The following is a 16741-nucleotide window of genomic DNA, read 5'->3' as shown; positions in this document are numbered from 1 at the left end:
AATATTCAAGAGCAAAATAAAAACGGTCGCTAATATAGCGAACAATATTTTATTTTTCAACCAAGAAGACTATAAACCAATCAAACATTGAGCATATGTTAAACATACGTTATTCATAAGTTAAGAGTAACTTATGAATAACGTATGAATAAAAAAGGGCAATAGCTTGCCCTCTTCTCTGTCAATATATTGCCACCAATAGGAAAACAACTTCCTAACATCACATTAACTACTTAGTAACAATAAAACATTAAACCACATAAAGTTGACGCTTAATGCCTTACTACCTAGCTCGGCTAGTTTACTCTATTTAATCTGAATTCGGTTTTAGAGATATTTAACAATTTGTTAAGCCAAGCTCAGGTTATTTAGTAATAACTCTGATCATTCTCAGCCATGGTTATTAAAGCCTGACAAGGGCTATAACGCTCACCATATTGCTCCGCCCATTGACTTAGTTGGGCAACAACAGATTTAGCCCCAACACTATCAATATAACGCAGTGGACCACCTAAAAATGGCGGGAAGCCGATACCAAAAATAGCGCCAATATCACCATCTCGAGCATTTCGCACAATACCTTCATCAACACAGCGTGCTGCTTCATTAAGCATCATATAAAGACACCGTTTAGCAATAGTTTCAGCACTTAGCTTACCTTTAGGAGTAATGCCTAATAATAGGTAAATACTCTCATCTACTGGTTTACTTGGTAATGGTTTGATTAACCCTGTTAATTTAGCAACCAGCCCTTTTTTAGGTTGTTTATAAAGGTATAAGCCTTTATTCACTTTTTTTCCTAAACGACCATCATCAATTAACTTGTCAAAAGCCGCTGGTGCGGCAAAACGTTCACCTAAATCTGCTTGTAAAATAGGACCTATTTTAGCACCAACATCAATACCTACTTCATCAAGTAACTGCATTGGACCAACGGGGAAACCAAACTTCACTAAGGCGTTATCTATTTTGTCGATAGGCTCGCCCGCAAGCAACAAAATAGCGGCTTCATTCATATAAGGCGCTAAAATTCGATTAACATAAAAGCCCGCTTTATCTTTAACAACAATAGGCGTTTTGCCTTGTTTTTTAGCAAAAGCTACTGTGGTTGAAATGGTTTTGTCTGAGGTGTTTTCATGTGGAATTATTTCCACTAAAGGCATTTTGTCAACCGGCGAAAAGTAGTGCAAACCAATAACATTTTCTGGTCGTTTAGCCTGAGCAGCAATTTTATGAATAGGTAAGCTTGAAGTATTACTCGCAAAAATAGTCTGCTCTTGAGTGTGCTCCTCAACAGCAACTACCATCTCTTGTTTAAGCGCTAAATCTTCAAATACCGCTTCAACCACAATATCAACCGATTTAAAGCCAGTAAAATTAACAGTACCCGTGATCATCGCGAGCTGTTTTTGCATTTCACTTTTCAAAATAAAGCGGCGCTTTACTTTTTTATTCAATAAATCGTAGCTGTACTTTAAAGCAGAATTAATACCTTTATGATTAATATCTTTAATGCGCACTGGTACATTGGCTTTGGTCGCCGTAACAAAAGCAATACCGCCTCCCATTAAACCACCACCTAACACGCCAGCCTTTAAAATAGCTTCAGCTTTAACATCGGCTACGCCCTGCTCTTTTTTCATTTCAGTGGTAGCAAAAAATAAATGGCGTAACTGTTGCGATTCACTGCTCATAACTAAATCAGCAAAATGCTCAGCTTCAACTTGGTAGCCTTGGGTTGATGAGGCTTCAAGTCCAGTACGAACACAATCAATGATTTTTAATGGGGCAGGATAATTACCTTGGGTTTTTGACAACACACTTTTTTCAGCCTGTTGATAAACAATATTTCGACCTGCTTTATTGGCAAGTAGCTTTTCAACTAAGCCAATTTTTCGCTGTGATTTATGGTAATGCTTACCTTTAGTGCTAAATGAGAGTACTAAATTTTCTGCCGCGCTAATAAGAATACTGTTAGGTACAACATCATCGACTAAGCCTGATTTTAGTGCTTGTTTAGCACGCAACTGCTTACCCGTTAGCATCATATCAAGAGACTTCTGTAGCCCAACTAACTTAGGTAAACGCTGAGTGCCACCACTACCGGGTAATAGCCCTAATTGTACTTCAGGTAAGCCTAATGCTGTTTTAGCATTGTCACTACAAATACGGCCGTGACACGCCATTGCTAATTCTAGACCGCCCCCCAAACAAGGACCATTAATCGCAGCAACAATAGGTATTGTTAATTGTTCAAGCTGAGCAAAAATCATTTGCCCTTGACGTGATAACGCGACCACTTCTTCTTTAGTTTGACAAGCATTTAGCATGTTAATATCTGCGCCAGCAACAAAAGAGTCAGGCTTACCACTACATAACACAATACCAATAATGCTGGTGTCGGCTTTAATTTGAGCAAGCACCTGCGTTATTTGCTCAGCAAATTCCGCTTTTAGCGTATTCATACTTTCATCGGCAACATCCATCACTAAATGGGCAATACCATTATCATGTTTTACGAGTGAAAAGGCACTGATCGGGCTTTCAGCGTGAGTTGCTGTGTGACTTTCTGCTGCTTGATTATCAACAGCGCCGTCTTTGTCAGCACAGTCTTTTACCTTGCTGTTTTCTACCTTGTCGTTACTCATTAGTCTGTCTCCACTATCATAGCTGCACCTAAACCACCTGCTGCACAAGCTGTTGTTAAACCAACACCGCCGCCTCTGCGTTTCAATTCATTTAATGTTTGTGTTATTAAACGAGCGCCTGTTGCCGCAAACGGGTGGCCATAAGCAAGTGAGCCCCCCATGACATTAAATTTATCCATGTCAATATCGCCAATGGCTTTTGAGCGCCCAAGCTGCTCTTTGGCAAACTTATTACTGGCGAACATTTTCATATTAGCTAACGCTTGAGCGGCAAAAGCTTCATGCATTTCAATTAGGTCTAAATCAGCAAGCTCCATTCCTGCGCGTTGTAGCGCAAGTGGAGTCGCATAACTTGGTCCCATGAGCATATCCTGCCAAACATCAATAGCTGAAAAAGCATAACTGCGAATATAGCCTAATGGCTGGTAGCCAAGCTCTTTAGCTCGCCCTTCTCTCATTAATAATATGGCGGCACCACCATCTGTTAATGGCGTACTCGTCGCTGCGGTAACTGTACCGTGTTTACGGTCAAATACTGGGCGTAATTTCGCATAACTTTCAAGCACTGAATTATCACGAATACAATTATCTTTCTCAATAAAACCTTTGTAAGGCTCAGCATGTGCGCTCATTACTTCGCCATCTAATAAACCGTTTTGCCAACTTTGACTTGCTAAGGTATGAGAGCGATGCGCTAATGCATCTTGATCTTGTCGTGATATTTGATAGGTTTTTGCCATTTGCTCGGCTGTTTGCCCCATCGATATTCCTGTTGAGTACTCAGCAACCGCAGGTGATACTGGTAGCAAATCTTTAAAGCCTAATCGTCGAATGACCGCCAGCTTTTGGCCGAGTGTTTTCGTTTTAGTTAAGTCAACTAAGGCACGTGCAAGGTTTTTAGAAACGCCAATAGGTGCAACCGATGAAGAATCTGCGCCACCTGCAATACCCACATCAACCGTGCCAGCCATAATAGACTCAGCAACATTAACTGTTGATTGAAAGCTAGTCGCACAAGCACGAGAAACACTATAAGCATCGGTTTGTACTTTCATACCCGTACCGAGCACAATTTCACGTGCAATATTTGGCGCTTCGGGCATTTGTACTACTTGTCCAAAGACAAGTTGGTCAACAATAGCGGGATCAACATCATGTTTTTGCAAAAGTTCATTAACGACCATTTTACCTAAATCTACCGCAGGCACACCATGAAAGGCTGTTGCTTGCTTAGCAAAGGGGGTTCGTAGCCCCGCAACAATGGCGATACGTTCACCACTTGAGGTTATTAATTTTTTTGTTGTCATTTATTACTCCAATAGTGCTTTTTAAGCTAGAGAGATAGAGGTCAGACCTCTAAGTTAATTGATTTTAATCAACTAAGCAAAAATTTCATCAAAAAAGCTTATTTTTACTTAAAGCGATATCGTAGGGTTAACTATGCCAATCCTAGGTTATTTACCTCAAAGCTTAGGTAATGCAGCTTTACCTAAAGCAATTTAAAATTTTGTTACGAATCTCTTGTTTTATTTAGCAATAGCCCTATATAAAATAGTAAATAAACCTTAACATCCGTTATCGCTTAACTAACTATAAGAAATTTAAAAGAAACCGCCATGGCTATTGAACATTTTTCTACTCTAAAAAAGCACTTGTCTTCACAAATTATTGGTCAAGAATCTCTTGTTGAAAACCTACTTATTGCATTGTTAGCGAATGGGCACTTAATTGTTGAAGGTCCTCCAGGCTTAGCTAAAACCCGTGCCGTTAATGCGTTAGCTAACGGTTTAGAGGCCGACTTTCACCGTATTCAGTTTACCCCCGATTTACTTCCTGCAGATTTAACAGGTACTGATATTTATCGTCCAGAAGACGGTACTTTTGTTTTCCAAGAAGGTCCTTTATTTCAAAACTTAGTACTTGCCGATGAAATTAACCGTGCACCAGCCAAAGTGCAGTCGGCTTTATTAGAGGCCATGGCAGAAGGACAAATTACCGTCGGTAGAAAAACCTACGACTTACCTGAGCTTTTTTTGGTGATGGCAACGCAAAACCCTATTGAACAAGAAGGGACTTATCCACTACCCGAGGCACAACTTGATCGCTTTTTAATGCACATTGAAATTGATTACCCTGACGCACAAAGCGAGCTTGAAATATTAAAGCTAAATCGTGGTGAGGCACTAACCTCAAGTCATGCTACTGAAAAGTCAAAAGCTGATTTACGCGTACTTAGCCAAGCTGAAATTTTTTCGGCTCGCGAGCAAGTTTTACAAATTCATATGGCGCCAGCATTAGAAAAGTACTTAGTCGATTTAATTATTGCGACACGCCAACCTGAAAAATACGATGAACAACTTAAGGCTTGGTTAGCGTTTGGGGCCAGCCCTCGAGCAACCATTGCGCTTGACCGCTGTGCTCGCGCTCGCGCTTGGTTACATAACCGTGACTTTGTTAGCCCTGAAGATATTCAAGCAGTATTTCATAATGTTTTACGCCATAGAATATTACTGAGTTACCAAGCTGAAGCCGAAGGTATTACCGCCAATCAGGTGCTTGATCATTTACTCACATTAGTGGCAGTAGCCTAATTAACTCGTGCAACGTGTTTTTCTTAATGAATGAGTAATTTTATGTGGTTTGCCCGTAAAGAAAAAAATCAAGGTACTGATAACTCTGTAGAACATTCGTGCGAATCATTACTGGCAAGTATTGCCAGTAATGGGGTTGAGTTATCACTAACAGAGTTAATGCGTTATCAAAATAAATGTGCATTAATTAACTTAGTTGCTCGAAAAAATGTTCAAGGAAAGCAGTCAGGTAATTACTTATCGCGCAGTAAAGGTCGCGGTATGGAGTTTGATGAAGTGCGCCATTATCAAACCGGTGACGATATCCGCGCGATTGATTGGCGAGTTACTGCTAGAACAGGTACTACTCACACTAAACTATTTCGTGAAGAAATAGAGCGCCCTGTACTAATCGCAACCGATTTAAGTACCAGTATGCATTTTGGCAGTCAGCTGTTATTTAAATCGGTTCAAGCCGCACATTTAGCCTCGTTAGTGGCTTGGCATGCGAAAAGCCGCGGCGATCGACTTGGCGGTTTAGTGTTTAATAATGATAAACATGTTGAGTTAAAGCCCCGTAGCCGCAAAGCTGGGGTATTACATTACCTACATGCCTTAACGTTATTAGCAAAACCTAATAATACTGAACAGCACCCTGAAGATTTTGATTCACATTGTGCTCGTTTACGCCACCTCGCTAAACCAGGCTCATTAGTGTATTTAATTACCGACGGGCAAGCATTTATTAATTACGATGATAATCAACAACATGCATTGCGTCATTTAGCACAAATAAGCCAACACTGTGAATTAGTCGTTTGTTTAATTAACGACTCGCTTGAGTTTACCCTCCCCGTCAGTACCCGAAAATTAACCGTAACGTTAACGGATGGCATTGATAAGCAACAATTGACCTTGGGCCATAAAAACACCGAGATAAGTTACCAACAACAGGCAAGCCTAATGCACACTCAAAAGCGACAGCGTTTACAAGAAACTGGCGCTCGTATTATTGAATTTAGCGCAGGACAAACCCTTGAACAGCAACTAAAAAATGCTGGAGCGCTTTTATAATGACAACAAATCAAGCCCTTGGGCCACAGCAACCGCCAACATTACCTTTAAACGATATTCATTTGCCTGAGCAAATTAGTAATCTACCTATCGCTTTTGGTTGGTGGTTACTAGCAATCATCATTATTATTTCACTGTTGTTATTTGCTAAGTATTATCGGCAGAACAAACGTTTGAATGCCGCAAAAAATCATGCTTTGCAACAACTTAACACCCATAAAAACATTAACGCTAATGAAAGCCTTAACTTACTCAAATGGGCCGTTATGCAATACGCTAATAGAGCTGATGTTGCCAAGCTTTATGGTTATAACTTTCAACATTTTTTAGTCGCACAATTACCGTCAAAATATCATAGTCAGTTTATAGCGTTATCAACACCCGCTTTTGAGGTGCAATATCAACCAAGTGATTGTGCCAACAGTAACAATCAAGAACGTATTGATAAGCACTGTAAAGCCGCAGTAAAACTGTGGTTACAAAATGCGCTACCAATAAAAGCTCTAAATATCATCAATACAACACAACTTGAGGAAAATAAACCATGATCAGTTTTGCTTGGCCTTGGTTATTAGCCTTAATACCTTTACCTATTATTATTTATTGGTTACCGGCTAAAAAAAGAGCCCCTAAAAATAACGCGCTAAAAGTACCGTTATTAATCCAAACCACCAGCAGTGTTGAACAAAGTGATAAGCAAAAAAAGTCACCTTTAGTTGTACTTTCTTTATGTTGGTTATTTTTTATAACCGCACTTGCACAACCGCAATGGTTAGGTGAGCCGGTTGATATTCCGACACAAGGTCGTGAAATGATGTTAGCTGTCGACTTATCTGGCAGTATGGACATTGAAGATATGAACCTTAATGGCCGTAATGTTAATCGCCTACAAATGTTAAAAGTGGTTCTAGGTGACTTTATTGAGCGTCGCGTTGGTGACCGCCTTGGTTTAATCCTTTTTGCTGACGATGCTTACATGCAAACACCAATGACCTTTGACAGAAAAACCGTTAAACAAATGCTTCATGAAAGTGAGCTAGGTTTAGTAGGCAGAAAAACGGCTATTGGTGATGCGATAGGACTTGCGGTAAAACGTTTTGATGCCAAAAAAGAGTCAAATAAAGTATTGCTTCTCTTAACCGATGGACAAAATACTTCAGGAAAAATCTCTCCTGAAGAAGCGCTAGCCTTAGCCGTAAACAAAGGGATCACTATTTATACTATAGGTATTGGTGCTGATGTCATGATGCAACAATCTCTTTGGGGCGCTCAGCGCATCAACCCATCAAGTGATTTAGATGAAACCAGTTTGACCCAAATTGCTGAACAAACAGGCGGTCAATATTTTAGAGCACGAGATAGCCAAAGCATGAGTGATATTTATGCGCTACTCGACTCACTTGAACCAATAGAGCAAGACCAGCAACAAATGCGCCCTCTTAGCGCTTTATTTTATTGGCCATTAGCCATTGCAGCATTACTCGCTTTTTTATATTTAGTGAGTATGAATTTTAGCCTACTGTCATTACTCTTTATCCGTAAGCAGCTTACCCATCAGCACAATAGCGTTAATTCTACAACAACAAAAGGTCAGCACTAATTATGTCCTTGCCAAATACATCTTTTATTTCTCAACTTATCAATAGTGATATGTTGAATAATGAAATACTTAGTCATTTTCACTTTATCAGACCTTGGTGGTTACTTGCTTTTTTTGCACTTTTTTTAGTCTTGTACTTACTTAAAAAAGCTCGTGTTTTTCAGTCTCCTTGGCAACACTTTCTCCCGCAACATTTAACGAAAGTACTGTTAGCAAATGAAAGTAAATCAGCTCAACCAAAGGTCAGTCAACAAAGCAGCGTCAATAAAAGCGCTTGCTTTTGGTGTAAACCATTCATTATTGGCAGCTTAGTTATTATTGCGCTTGCGGGCCCAGCATGGCAGAAGTTACCACAGCCAGTTTATCAAGTAGAACGTGGTTCGGTATTAATAATGGATATGTCTTATTCTATGTATGCTACCGACATAAAACCTAACCGGCTAACTCGTGCTCGTTATAAAGCGAATGACTTGTTAACGGCAATTAACGAAGGTGAAATTGGCTTAATTGCTTATGCTGGTGATGCTTTCACTATTAGTCCACTCACTCAAGATATTAAAAACATTGAGCTTTTACTACCATCTTTATCACCTGATATTATGCCAACTCTTGGCGCTAATGCCTTAGCCGCTTTAACATTAGCTCATCAAACCCTAAAAAATTCGGGGCATGTTCAAGGCGATATTTATTGGTTTACCGATGATATTGATAACACAGAATTAGCTGATATTTATGCGTGGTCTAACGAATACGGCCATCGTTTAAATATATTAGGTGTTGGAACCACTGACGGTGCACCAATAAAACTTAGTACAGGTGAGTTATTAAAAGATAATAGCGGTGCCATTGTCATACCTAAACTACCCAGCAGTAAACTGGCAGGTTTAGCACAACGAGGCAACGGCTACTACAGCACTATCACCAGTAATGATGCAGATATAAAAACACTGACTCAGCATTTACACAGCAATTTAAATAATCAAAAAGAAAGCAATAGCACCTCAAACGAGAACAATACAGCCAATGAAGAACAAAATATGCAAGGTGATAAATACCAAGAAGCAGGCCCTTGGTTATTACTGATTGCTCTGCCGTTACTTCTAACTTATTTTAGACGTGGTGCTGGCGTATTATCACTCGGTTTTATCGCGCCATTATCTTTACTTATCTTACTTAGTGGTGCCCCAGTACCTAGCTATGCAAACCAAGCAGAGTCTAGTAATACAGAGAATAGTAGTGTGAATAGTACTGTAAATAGCACAGTCAACAACACTGATACTAGCAATGCGCTAACACAGCCACAATCGCAGCAAAAGCCCAGTATTTGGCAAAATTTATGGAAAACTAAAGACCAACAAGCGCAGCAGCAATTTAACCAACAGCAATACAATAATGCTGCTGAGCAATTTGAGCACCCTCAATGGCAAGGTAGCGCACATTACAAAGCCGGAAATTATCCGCAAGCATTAAAGGCTTTTGAGCAAGACAATAGTGCTAATGGGCTCTATAACCAAGGGAACTCCCTTGCACAAATGCAACAATATGATGAAGCAATTGAGCGCTACCAACAGGCACTCAAGCAAGACCCGGATTTAGCAGACGCCAAAAAAAACCTAGAAACAGTTAAACAAGCCAAAGCCGCTCAAGAAAAACAGCAACAGCAGCAACAGTCTGATCAACAAAACGGCGACAAAAACGAGAACGAGCAAGATCAACAAAAGGGTGATAAACAGCAAGGTCAAGATCAGCAAAATAAAGAGCAGCAGAGTGATGAACAACAAAGCTCTGAGCAACAGTCATCACAAAGTGAGCAGCAAGAGCAACAACAAAACGGTGAGCAAAATGATGATGCTAACGATAAAAAAAGTGATAGCGCACAAGCTGAGCAAGATAAAGAACAGCAAGACAAATCAGCCGAAGAAAAAGCAGCTCAAGCAGTAGATGGCGAAGAAGATAAAGACGGTGAAAAAACACCTGCGCAACAAGCAAGCGATAAAAAAGCGCAAGAAGAAAACCAAAAATATCAACAAACAATAAATAAAGTCACCGACGATCCTTATTTATTATTACGCAACAAAATGCGGTTAGAGTACCAAAAACGCCGACATGATAGTAAGGCTAAAGGAGTAAATAAAAAGTGGTAAAAATATTGTCATCGCTTAAAGGGTCATTGGTAAAAGCAGCCCTCACCATGAGCTTATTGAGTAGTTTTTTCCTGTGCTTGCCAAGCTACGCGCTTTCACAAGTAACTGCGTCGGTTGATAAAAATCCGGTGATGGTTAATGAGTCTATTGTACTTACCGTTATTGCAGATGATGACGTTGATCAACGCGCACTTGATACTTCACCTTTGTTAGCTGACTTTATTGTTGGTAGAACATCATTTAGGTCTTACTCAAGTAGCATCAACTTTAAAACAACGTTAACCTCGCAGTGGCAAATCGTGCTTATTGCGAGACGAACAGGTAAACACACTATTCCAGCATTAACGATTAACAGTCAAAAAACGGCTCCCATTAGTTTAGTCGTACTGGAAAAAAGTGATAAAGATGCTGATCAACAAGATATTTTTGTCACCTCTACACTGTCGAGCAGCCAAACCTATGTTCAGCAACTTTTCACCTTAACTTTAAAGCTACATTTTGCCGTAGAGCTTAAAAGTGGTAATTTAAGTGAACCATCATTCCCTGGCGCTGCAATTGAAAAAATAGGACAGGATCAACAAACCAGTACAATTATTAATGGTAAGCGTTATCGCGTTATTGAACAAACCTACGCAATCACCCCACAAGAAAGTGGTGAGTTTACTATTGATGCCCCAGTTTTTTCAGGGGATATTATGGTCGCCAGCCGTGGGCGCTCTAGCTTCTTAAGTTTTGCCGAAACCAAACCCGTTAGCGTGGTTGGTGAGCCACAAAGTATTAAAGTGCTCCCTATTCCGCTGAGCTATCCACCAAACACACCTTGGTTGCCTACTGAAATATTAACCTTACATCAAGAATGGCCTGCCAATGAAGGTGAGTTTACAGTTGGAGAGCCTATTACTCGAACAATTACCTTAACAGCAGCAGGGCTTTCAAAAGCACAACTACCTGAAATAGTAATGGAACATAGTAAAGGTTTTAAGGTATACCCAGATCAAGCACAGCTTCACACCAACATGACAACGGATCGCTTGGTGAGCCAAAAAGTTCAAAATTTTGCCATAGTTCCAAGTCAAGCAGGTACATTCACCCTACCCGAGTTAACGGTGACTTGGTTTAATACCGTTACCAATAGAACAGAACAAGCCACATTACCAGCAAAAGAGATTACGGTAGTTGCCGGTGAAAATACATTAGCGAATAATTTAGCTCACAATCAAAATAGTGCTCAAACTAATCAGCAAAACAACGGCTTAAACACTATTCAGCCAAGTCAGAGTGCTCAAAATAACGATCAAGGCTCTGCTACCACGGTTGTTGCAACGTCAGATAACACTATGCAGTGGTTGTTTTTGGGGTTATGGCTATTAACCCTAATCTTATGGTTAGTCCATGTTATCTATTTAAAACGACAATATAGCACAGCTCCCAAACGCCAAGTAACGAATAAACCGACAAGCTTAAGCACTGGCAATGCTTACCAGCAATTAGTTAATGCTTGTAAGAAAAATGACGCCTCCACAGCACTTAGCTTAATTATTCCTTGGATAAATCAACTTATTGAGAGCGACATCATCATCTCAAAAGATAGTAACAACGAGAATAAATTGGTGACTAATATTGCCGAAGTTCCAACGCTTATTAATGAGCAAGCATTTGCCACAGCCCTTAATGATTTGCAGCAGCATTTATACGGAAAAAGTGCCGAAAATGGTGCGCCATCATGGCATGGCAGCGCTTTATTAGCGGTAATTACACAAATAAATCAAAAGCCAAACAGCGACAAAAACAGCCCAAAATGGCAACTTAATCCTTAAGTTTTAAGTTTTAAGTTTTAAGTTTTAAGTTTAAAAGCCTCCCACTCTGTAAATAATAAGTAGGAGGCTTGTAACTCCCCTGAGCTCACTCACTTTTCTCTACCTAAACTCAAATATTATAAATAAAGCAGAATACTATGCTCGTCTATTCTTGCCCGCCAATACTATTGAAACTATGCTCTTTATAGTTTCAGTGAAAGCTACAATAAAAATATTGTTTAACTGAAATGTCTGAAAAAGTTTGAAAGTAAATTATCCCCTTTTAGGTCTATTAACTCATGATGACAAAACAAGTTAGATATGAGGCGCTAGTAAAAGCGCTACACGGGGATTTATACCGTTATGCCTATTGGCTATGCCATGAAAAGCAAGTGGCAGAAGACTTAGTACAAGAAACATTTTTACGTGCGTGGCGCGCTCTTGACTCTTTAAAAGATGAAAAAGCGGCCAAGTCTTGGTTAATAACAATCCTCAGACGAGAAAACGCTCGACGTTTTGAACGTAAGCGTTTTGATATGAGTGAGTATGAAGAGTCAACTATCACTGACACACAATCAGCCTCACATGAACAAACAATGGAAAGCCATTGGCTAAGAGATAAAATTGCTCAGTTACCTAATGAATACTCTGAGCCGTTGGTATTACAAGTGCTTGGCGGCTTTAGTGGTGAAGAAATCGCGGTGATGTTAGATCTCAATAAAAATACTGTCATGACTCGGCTATTTCGAGCACGTAACCAACTAAAAGACATTTTAGAGTCTGAGCCAGCAAAACGAGGTTTATATAATGGATGACTTACAATTCAGACGCGCCATTTACAGTGATCCCAAAAGCCAAGACGAAGAGTTACTCGCGGCAATGGATAAGGATCCAAATAGGCAAAAGATAGCACATGACATGTCACTGCTAGATGAAAAAATTAAGCAGGCATTACAAGTGCCTGTACCTGATGATTTATGTAATAAATTGATATTACGCCAAACATTGGCAACCCATCAGCAACATAAACGTAAAAAGCGGCTACATTTAGCAATGGCAGCTTCAGTCGCTATTTTAGGTGCGTTATTTATTAACTACTTACAATTTAATAGTGCCTACAACAACTTGGGTGATTACTCCTTAGCACACGTTTATCACGAAGCAGAGCATTTCGCCGATAACGGGGCTAATGCAAATAGTCGTTTGATTTCGCTAGCGTCATTAAATAGTAAAATGGCAACATTTAACGGTAACTTCACAGATGTATTAGGCAAGCTGATTTTTGCCGACTATTGTCGTTTTGGTGGAATGAAGAGCCTACATTTGGTTTATCAAGGAAAGACTAGCCCTGTGAACGTGTTCATTGTACCTAAAGATGATCAAATGACCTTTATTGATAAATTTAGCGACCAACACCTCTTTGGAGAGTCTGCTGCTTTTAATCAAGCTAATGTTATTGTGGTGGGTGATAAAAGCGAATCGCTAAATCAATGGCAAGATAAACTCAGTAAAAATATTAATTGGACGATATAACCGTAACTAAATAACGTTCTTAAACCCTAAAACGCTTTTAAGCATCAGCCAAAAGCGTTTTGTTTTTTGAGGTTTTAATATTACTTGGTAAGAGTAAAAACATTACTTCATGCTTGAATAAATAGTTCGCTAAAAAACAATAAATAAAATTAAAGCACCTTTATTGGTGCTTTTTTGTTTTTTGTAAGCATTAAAGTCAGTACCTTTGCTGACTAACCGCTAATAAGCGGTAGCTACAAATGATGAGTATTTTAACTTTAATAAAATACTCATCATAATGCCAAAGGCAGCTAAGCGGCTTTGATTGGTTTAAACAAAGCCCACCTAAGTGTAGTCAAAATACAATACAATGATTTACTTTTGATGAAGGCTTAGCATTTCATCAAATTTAACGCGCATACTTTCATCGACTGTTCCAGAAGACTTACTTACAAAATAAATAGTTAATGAACAAGCGATAAAGCCAGGTACAATCTCATACATCAGTGCACCTAACGGCTGGCCATTAACAGTAACAGGAGCATAAATCCAGAAGAGTACTGTAACTGCGCCAACAATCATACCTGCTAAAGCGCCATTACGCGTAGTTTCTTTCCAGTATAAAGAAGCAATAACAACTGGGCCAAAGGCAGCACCGAAGCCAGCCCAAGCATTACTCACTAAGCTTAAAATACTACTATCGCGATCATAAGCTAAATAAATAGCCACTAAAGCCACTAAAAACACTGAGATACGACCAACTCGCACTAACTGTTTTTCGCTAGCGCCTCTATTTAAAAATATCTGATAAAAATCACCGGTTAATGAGCTTGAAGTAACCAATAATTGTGATGAAATAGTACTCATAATAGCCGCTAAGATAGCCGCTAATAAAAAGCCTGCCACTAATGGATTAAACAACAATTGCGATAAAACGATAAAAATAGTTTCCGGGTCTTTTAACGCCATACCCGTTTGATTTACATAAGCAATACCAGAAAATCCGGTGGCCATCGCACCAATAATTGCAACGATCATCCAGCTCATACCAATACGACGAGCTGTTGGCATATCTTTAACGCTGCGAATTGCCATGAAACGAACAATGATGTGCGGTTGCCCAAAATAGCCTAAGCCCCATGCCATCGCCGAAATAATGCCTAAGGCACTAACACCACTGAGCATATTTAATAAGTCAGGATTTTGCTGAGTGACAATCTCATTCATTGCCGAAACGCCACCCACCTCAGAAATAGCAACAATAGGTACTAGTACCAAAGCAATAAACATAATACAGCCTTGCACAAAGTCGGTTAAACTTACGGCTAAAAATCCGCCGAATAAGGTATAAGCAACAACAACACCAGCGGTAATATACAAGCCTGCTTCGTAATTTAAACCAAAAGAGCTTTCAAATAGTTTGCCGCCTGCAACAATGCCACTTGAGGTATATAAGGTAAAGAAAATAACAATTACGACAGAAGAAACAATGCGCAACAAATGTGCTTTGTCATTAAAACGGTTTTCAAAAAAATCTGGTAAGGTTATCGAGTCATTAGCTATTTCTGTATAAGTACGTAAACGCGGCGCAACAATGAGATAATTTAAAAAAGCACCAATCACTAAACCAACAGCTATCCATAAACTACTCAACCCTGAAATATACATGGCACCAGGTAAGCCCATCAGCATCCAACCACTCATATCCGAGGCACCTGCTGACAATGCTGCAACCCCTGGCGATAAATTACGCCCACCTAACATGTAACCTGAAACATCGCTGGTTGACTTACGATAGGCGTATAAACCAATACCTAGCATAACGATAAAGTAAAGTGATAGTGAGAGTAGCGTGGCAAATTCCAAAGTATTTCCTCTTCTGAGTTAACAATAACCAGCTAAAAATTTAGCAAAACACAATTAACTGTATATATTTTAAAATAATATTCGTTAAACTAACAAAAATAGCCGTAAAAATATAGGTCTGCTTGAAAATCGATGTTTTGTCGCTGTAAGAAAACGAACACAAGTACAAAATAAAATGACAAGCTGGTAACTTTGCCATATATTTAATAATCATACTCTCCTTAAAATAACATAGCCTATAAACAATATGCATTTTTACGCCGCCAGACAGCCCATTTTAGATAAGCACAAAAAACTCTTTGCTTATGAGCTCCTTTTCCGAGACAGCTTAGATAACGTATTTCCCGATATTGATGGAGATGAAGCAACTAGTAAAATGATTGAAGCAAGTCAATTTACGATGGGGATCAGTGAGTTAACGGGTAATAAACCCGCCTTTATTAATTTTACACTAGAAACACTAAGTCAAGGGTATCCTGAGATGCTCACCACTGAAGAAGTGGTAATAGAAATTCTTGAAACAGTAAAGCCAGGAAAAAGGTTACTGGCACTTTGTAAAGATCTTCACCAAAAGGGTTATACCCTTGCCTTAGATGATTATGAGCATCAAAGTGTCTGGGCGCATTTTTACCCATTCATCAGCATTATAAAAATTGATATACAACAAAGTGACTTAGCTGAAATAAAACAAGTTATAGGCGCTATTAGTGCTTTTCCACATATTAAGTTATTAGCGGAGAAAGTTGAAACTTACGAAGAGTATAACCAAATGCTCAACCTAGGTTTTGAGTATTTTCAGGGCTATTTTTTTGCAAAGCCTGAAATGATGAAAACAAAAAGCTTATCGCCCTCTCAAATGGCTATGGCTGAGTTACTATACGAAACATCAAAAACAGAGCTTGATTTAAACAACATTACCGGTGTATTTGAGCGTGATGTATCACTGTCTTATAAACTATTGCGTTACGCTAATTCAGCTATTTTTAGGCGTCGCAGTGAAATTTCAACAATAAAGCAAGCCTTAGTTATTTTAGGCTCTGCAGAGTTAAAACGCTTTATTGGCTTAATGTTTGCGGTTAACGCTAACCCTGATAAGCCGTCAGAGTTAATTAATCTTGCGATGACTCGCGCTAAATTTTGTGAGTTTGTAGCACAAGAGCTTCCTAGCAAGTTTGATGTATCTATTGCATTTCTAACCGGTTTATTATCAATGATTGATGCCATTTTAGATGAAGAAATGTCAATTGTTTTAGAAAAGCTTCCGCTTTCGCAAGATATTAAAGAGCCTCTACTGACCAAGGAAGGCTTAATGGCTGATGTCATTAAACTCGTAGCCTGTATTGAGCACGCCAACTGGGATAATACTAATGATATTATTGAAAAATTAACTTTAGATAAAGACAAGGTAATTGAGCTATATAATCAATCACTAATTTGGGCTGATGAGCAAACCCAAGCAATTAGTGAGTAACGTCACGGCTAATTAAATTACGCAGTAACAATAAAAAGCCCAACAACAGTTGGGCTTTTG

Annotated in this window: 12 protein-coding genes; 9 read left to right on the top strand and 3 right to left on the bottom strand. The window is 39.2% G+C overall.

All coding sequences use genetic code 11. The features are described from left to right. Positions 1-368: 368 nt before the first annotated feature. The gene (gene fadJ, locus ABD005_RS14595) at positions 369-2648 is read right to left on the bottom strand and encodes a fatty acid oxidation complex subunit alpha FadJ (RefSeq protein ID WP_343818342.1); all 2280 of its coding nucleotides are present in this window, start codon (positions 2646-2648) and stop codon (positions 369-371) included. Then, on the bottom strand, positions 2648-3955 hold the full coding sequence (gene fadI / locus ABD005_RS14590) for an acetyl-CoA C-acyltransferase FadI (RefSeq protein ID WP_343818341.1): 1308 nt from the start codon (positions 3953-3955) through the stop codon (positions 2648-2650). The genes fadJ and fadI overlap by 1 nt, the downstream gene beginning before the upstream one ends. A 309-nt stretch (positions 3956-4264) precedes the next feature. On the opposite strand from fadI, the gene ABD005_RS14585 reads away from it, so the two are divergent. From ABD005_RS14585 to ABD005_RS14550, 8 genes are all read left to right on the top strand, one after another. Beyond that, complete coding sequence (locus ABD005_RS14585; RefSeq protein WP_215978702.1) at positions 4265-5239, top strand: AAA family ATPase; 975 nt, start codon at positions 4265-4267, stop codon at positions 5237-5239. Positions 5240-5281: 42 nt separating this feature from the next. Next, entirely contained in the window at positions 5282-6292 is a 1011-nt protein-coding gene (locus ABD005_RS14580; protein WP_343818340.1) for a DUF58 domain-containing protein, read from the top strand. Further along, the gene (locus ABD005_RS14575) at positions 6292-6840 is read left to right on the top strand and encodes a DUF4381 domain-containing protein (protein ID WP_343818338.1); all 549 of its coding nucleotides are present in this window, start codon (positions 6292-6294) and stop codon (positions 6838-6840) included. Before ABD005_RS14580 ends, ABD005_RS14575 begins: the two co-directional genes overlap by 1 nt. Next, a complete protein-coding gene (locus tag ABD005_RS14570; protein WP_343818337.1) occupies positions 6837-7892 on the top strand; it encodes a vWA domain-containing protein in 1056 nt (351 codons plus the stop codon). Before ABD005_RS14575 ends, ABD005_RS14570 begins: the two co-directional genes overlap by 4 nt. Positions 7893-7894: 2 nt before the next feature. Further along, a complete protein-coding gene (locus ABD005_RS14565; RefSeq protein ID WP_343818336.1) occupies positions 7895-10036 on the top strand; it encodes a VWA domain-containing protein in 2142 nt (713 codons plus the stop codon). A 47-nt stretch (positions 10037-10083) separates the two neighbouring features. Then, positions 10084-11853 (top strand): BatD family protein, encoded by a 1770-nt coding sequence (locus ABD005_RS14560; protein ID WP_343818334.1) that lies wholly within the window; start codon positions 10084-10086, stop codon positions 11851-11853. A gap of 278 nt (positions 11854-12131) precedes the next feature. Further along, entirely contained in the window at positions 12132-12647 is a 516-nt protein-coding gene (locus ABD005_RS14555; protein ID WP_215978708.1) for a sigma-70 family RNA polymerase sigma factor, read from the top strand. Beyond that, positions 12640-13365, top strand: a complete 726-nt coding sequence (locus ABD005_RS14550; RefSeq protein ID WP_343818332.1) for a DUF3379 family protein — start codon at positions 12640-12642, stop codon at positions 13363-13365. The genes ABD005_RS14555 and ABD005_RS14550 overlap by 8 nt, the downstream gene beginning before the upstream one ends. Positions 13366-13719: 354 nt before the next feature. On the opposite strand, the gene putP is transcribed toward ABD005_RS14550, so the two are convergent. After that, positions 13720-15210 carry a sodium/proline symporter PutP gene (gene putP, locus ABD005_RS14545; protein WP_343818330.1) on the bottom strand — a complete coding sequence of 497 codons (1491 nt, stop codon included), beginning with the start codon at positions 15208-15210 and terminating at the stop codon, positions 13720-13722. Positions 15211-15457: 247 nt separating this feature from the next. Here putP and ABD005_RS14540 point away from each other — a divergent pair, with 247 nt between their 5' ends. Then, on the top strand, positions 15458-16681 hold the full coding sequence (locus ABD005_RS14540) for an EAL and HDOD domain-containing protein (RefSeq protein WP_343818328.1): 1224 nt from the start codon (positions 15458-15460) through the stop codon (positions 16679-16681). Positions 16682-16741 lie beyond the last annotated feature (60 nt).

The sequence above is a fragment of the Colwellia asteriadis genome (assembly GCF_039523295.1).
Lineage (GTDB): Bacteria > Pseudomonadota > Gammaproteobacteria > Enterobacterales > Alteromonadaceae > Colwellia > Colwellia asteriadis.
This window is presented reverse-complemented; position numbering and strand designations above follow the sequence as displayed.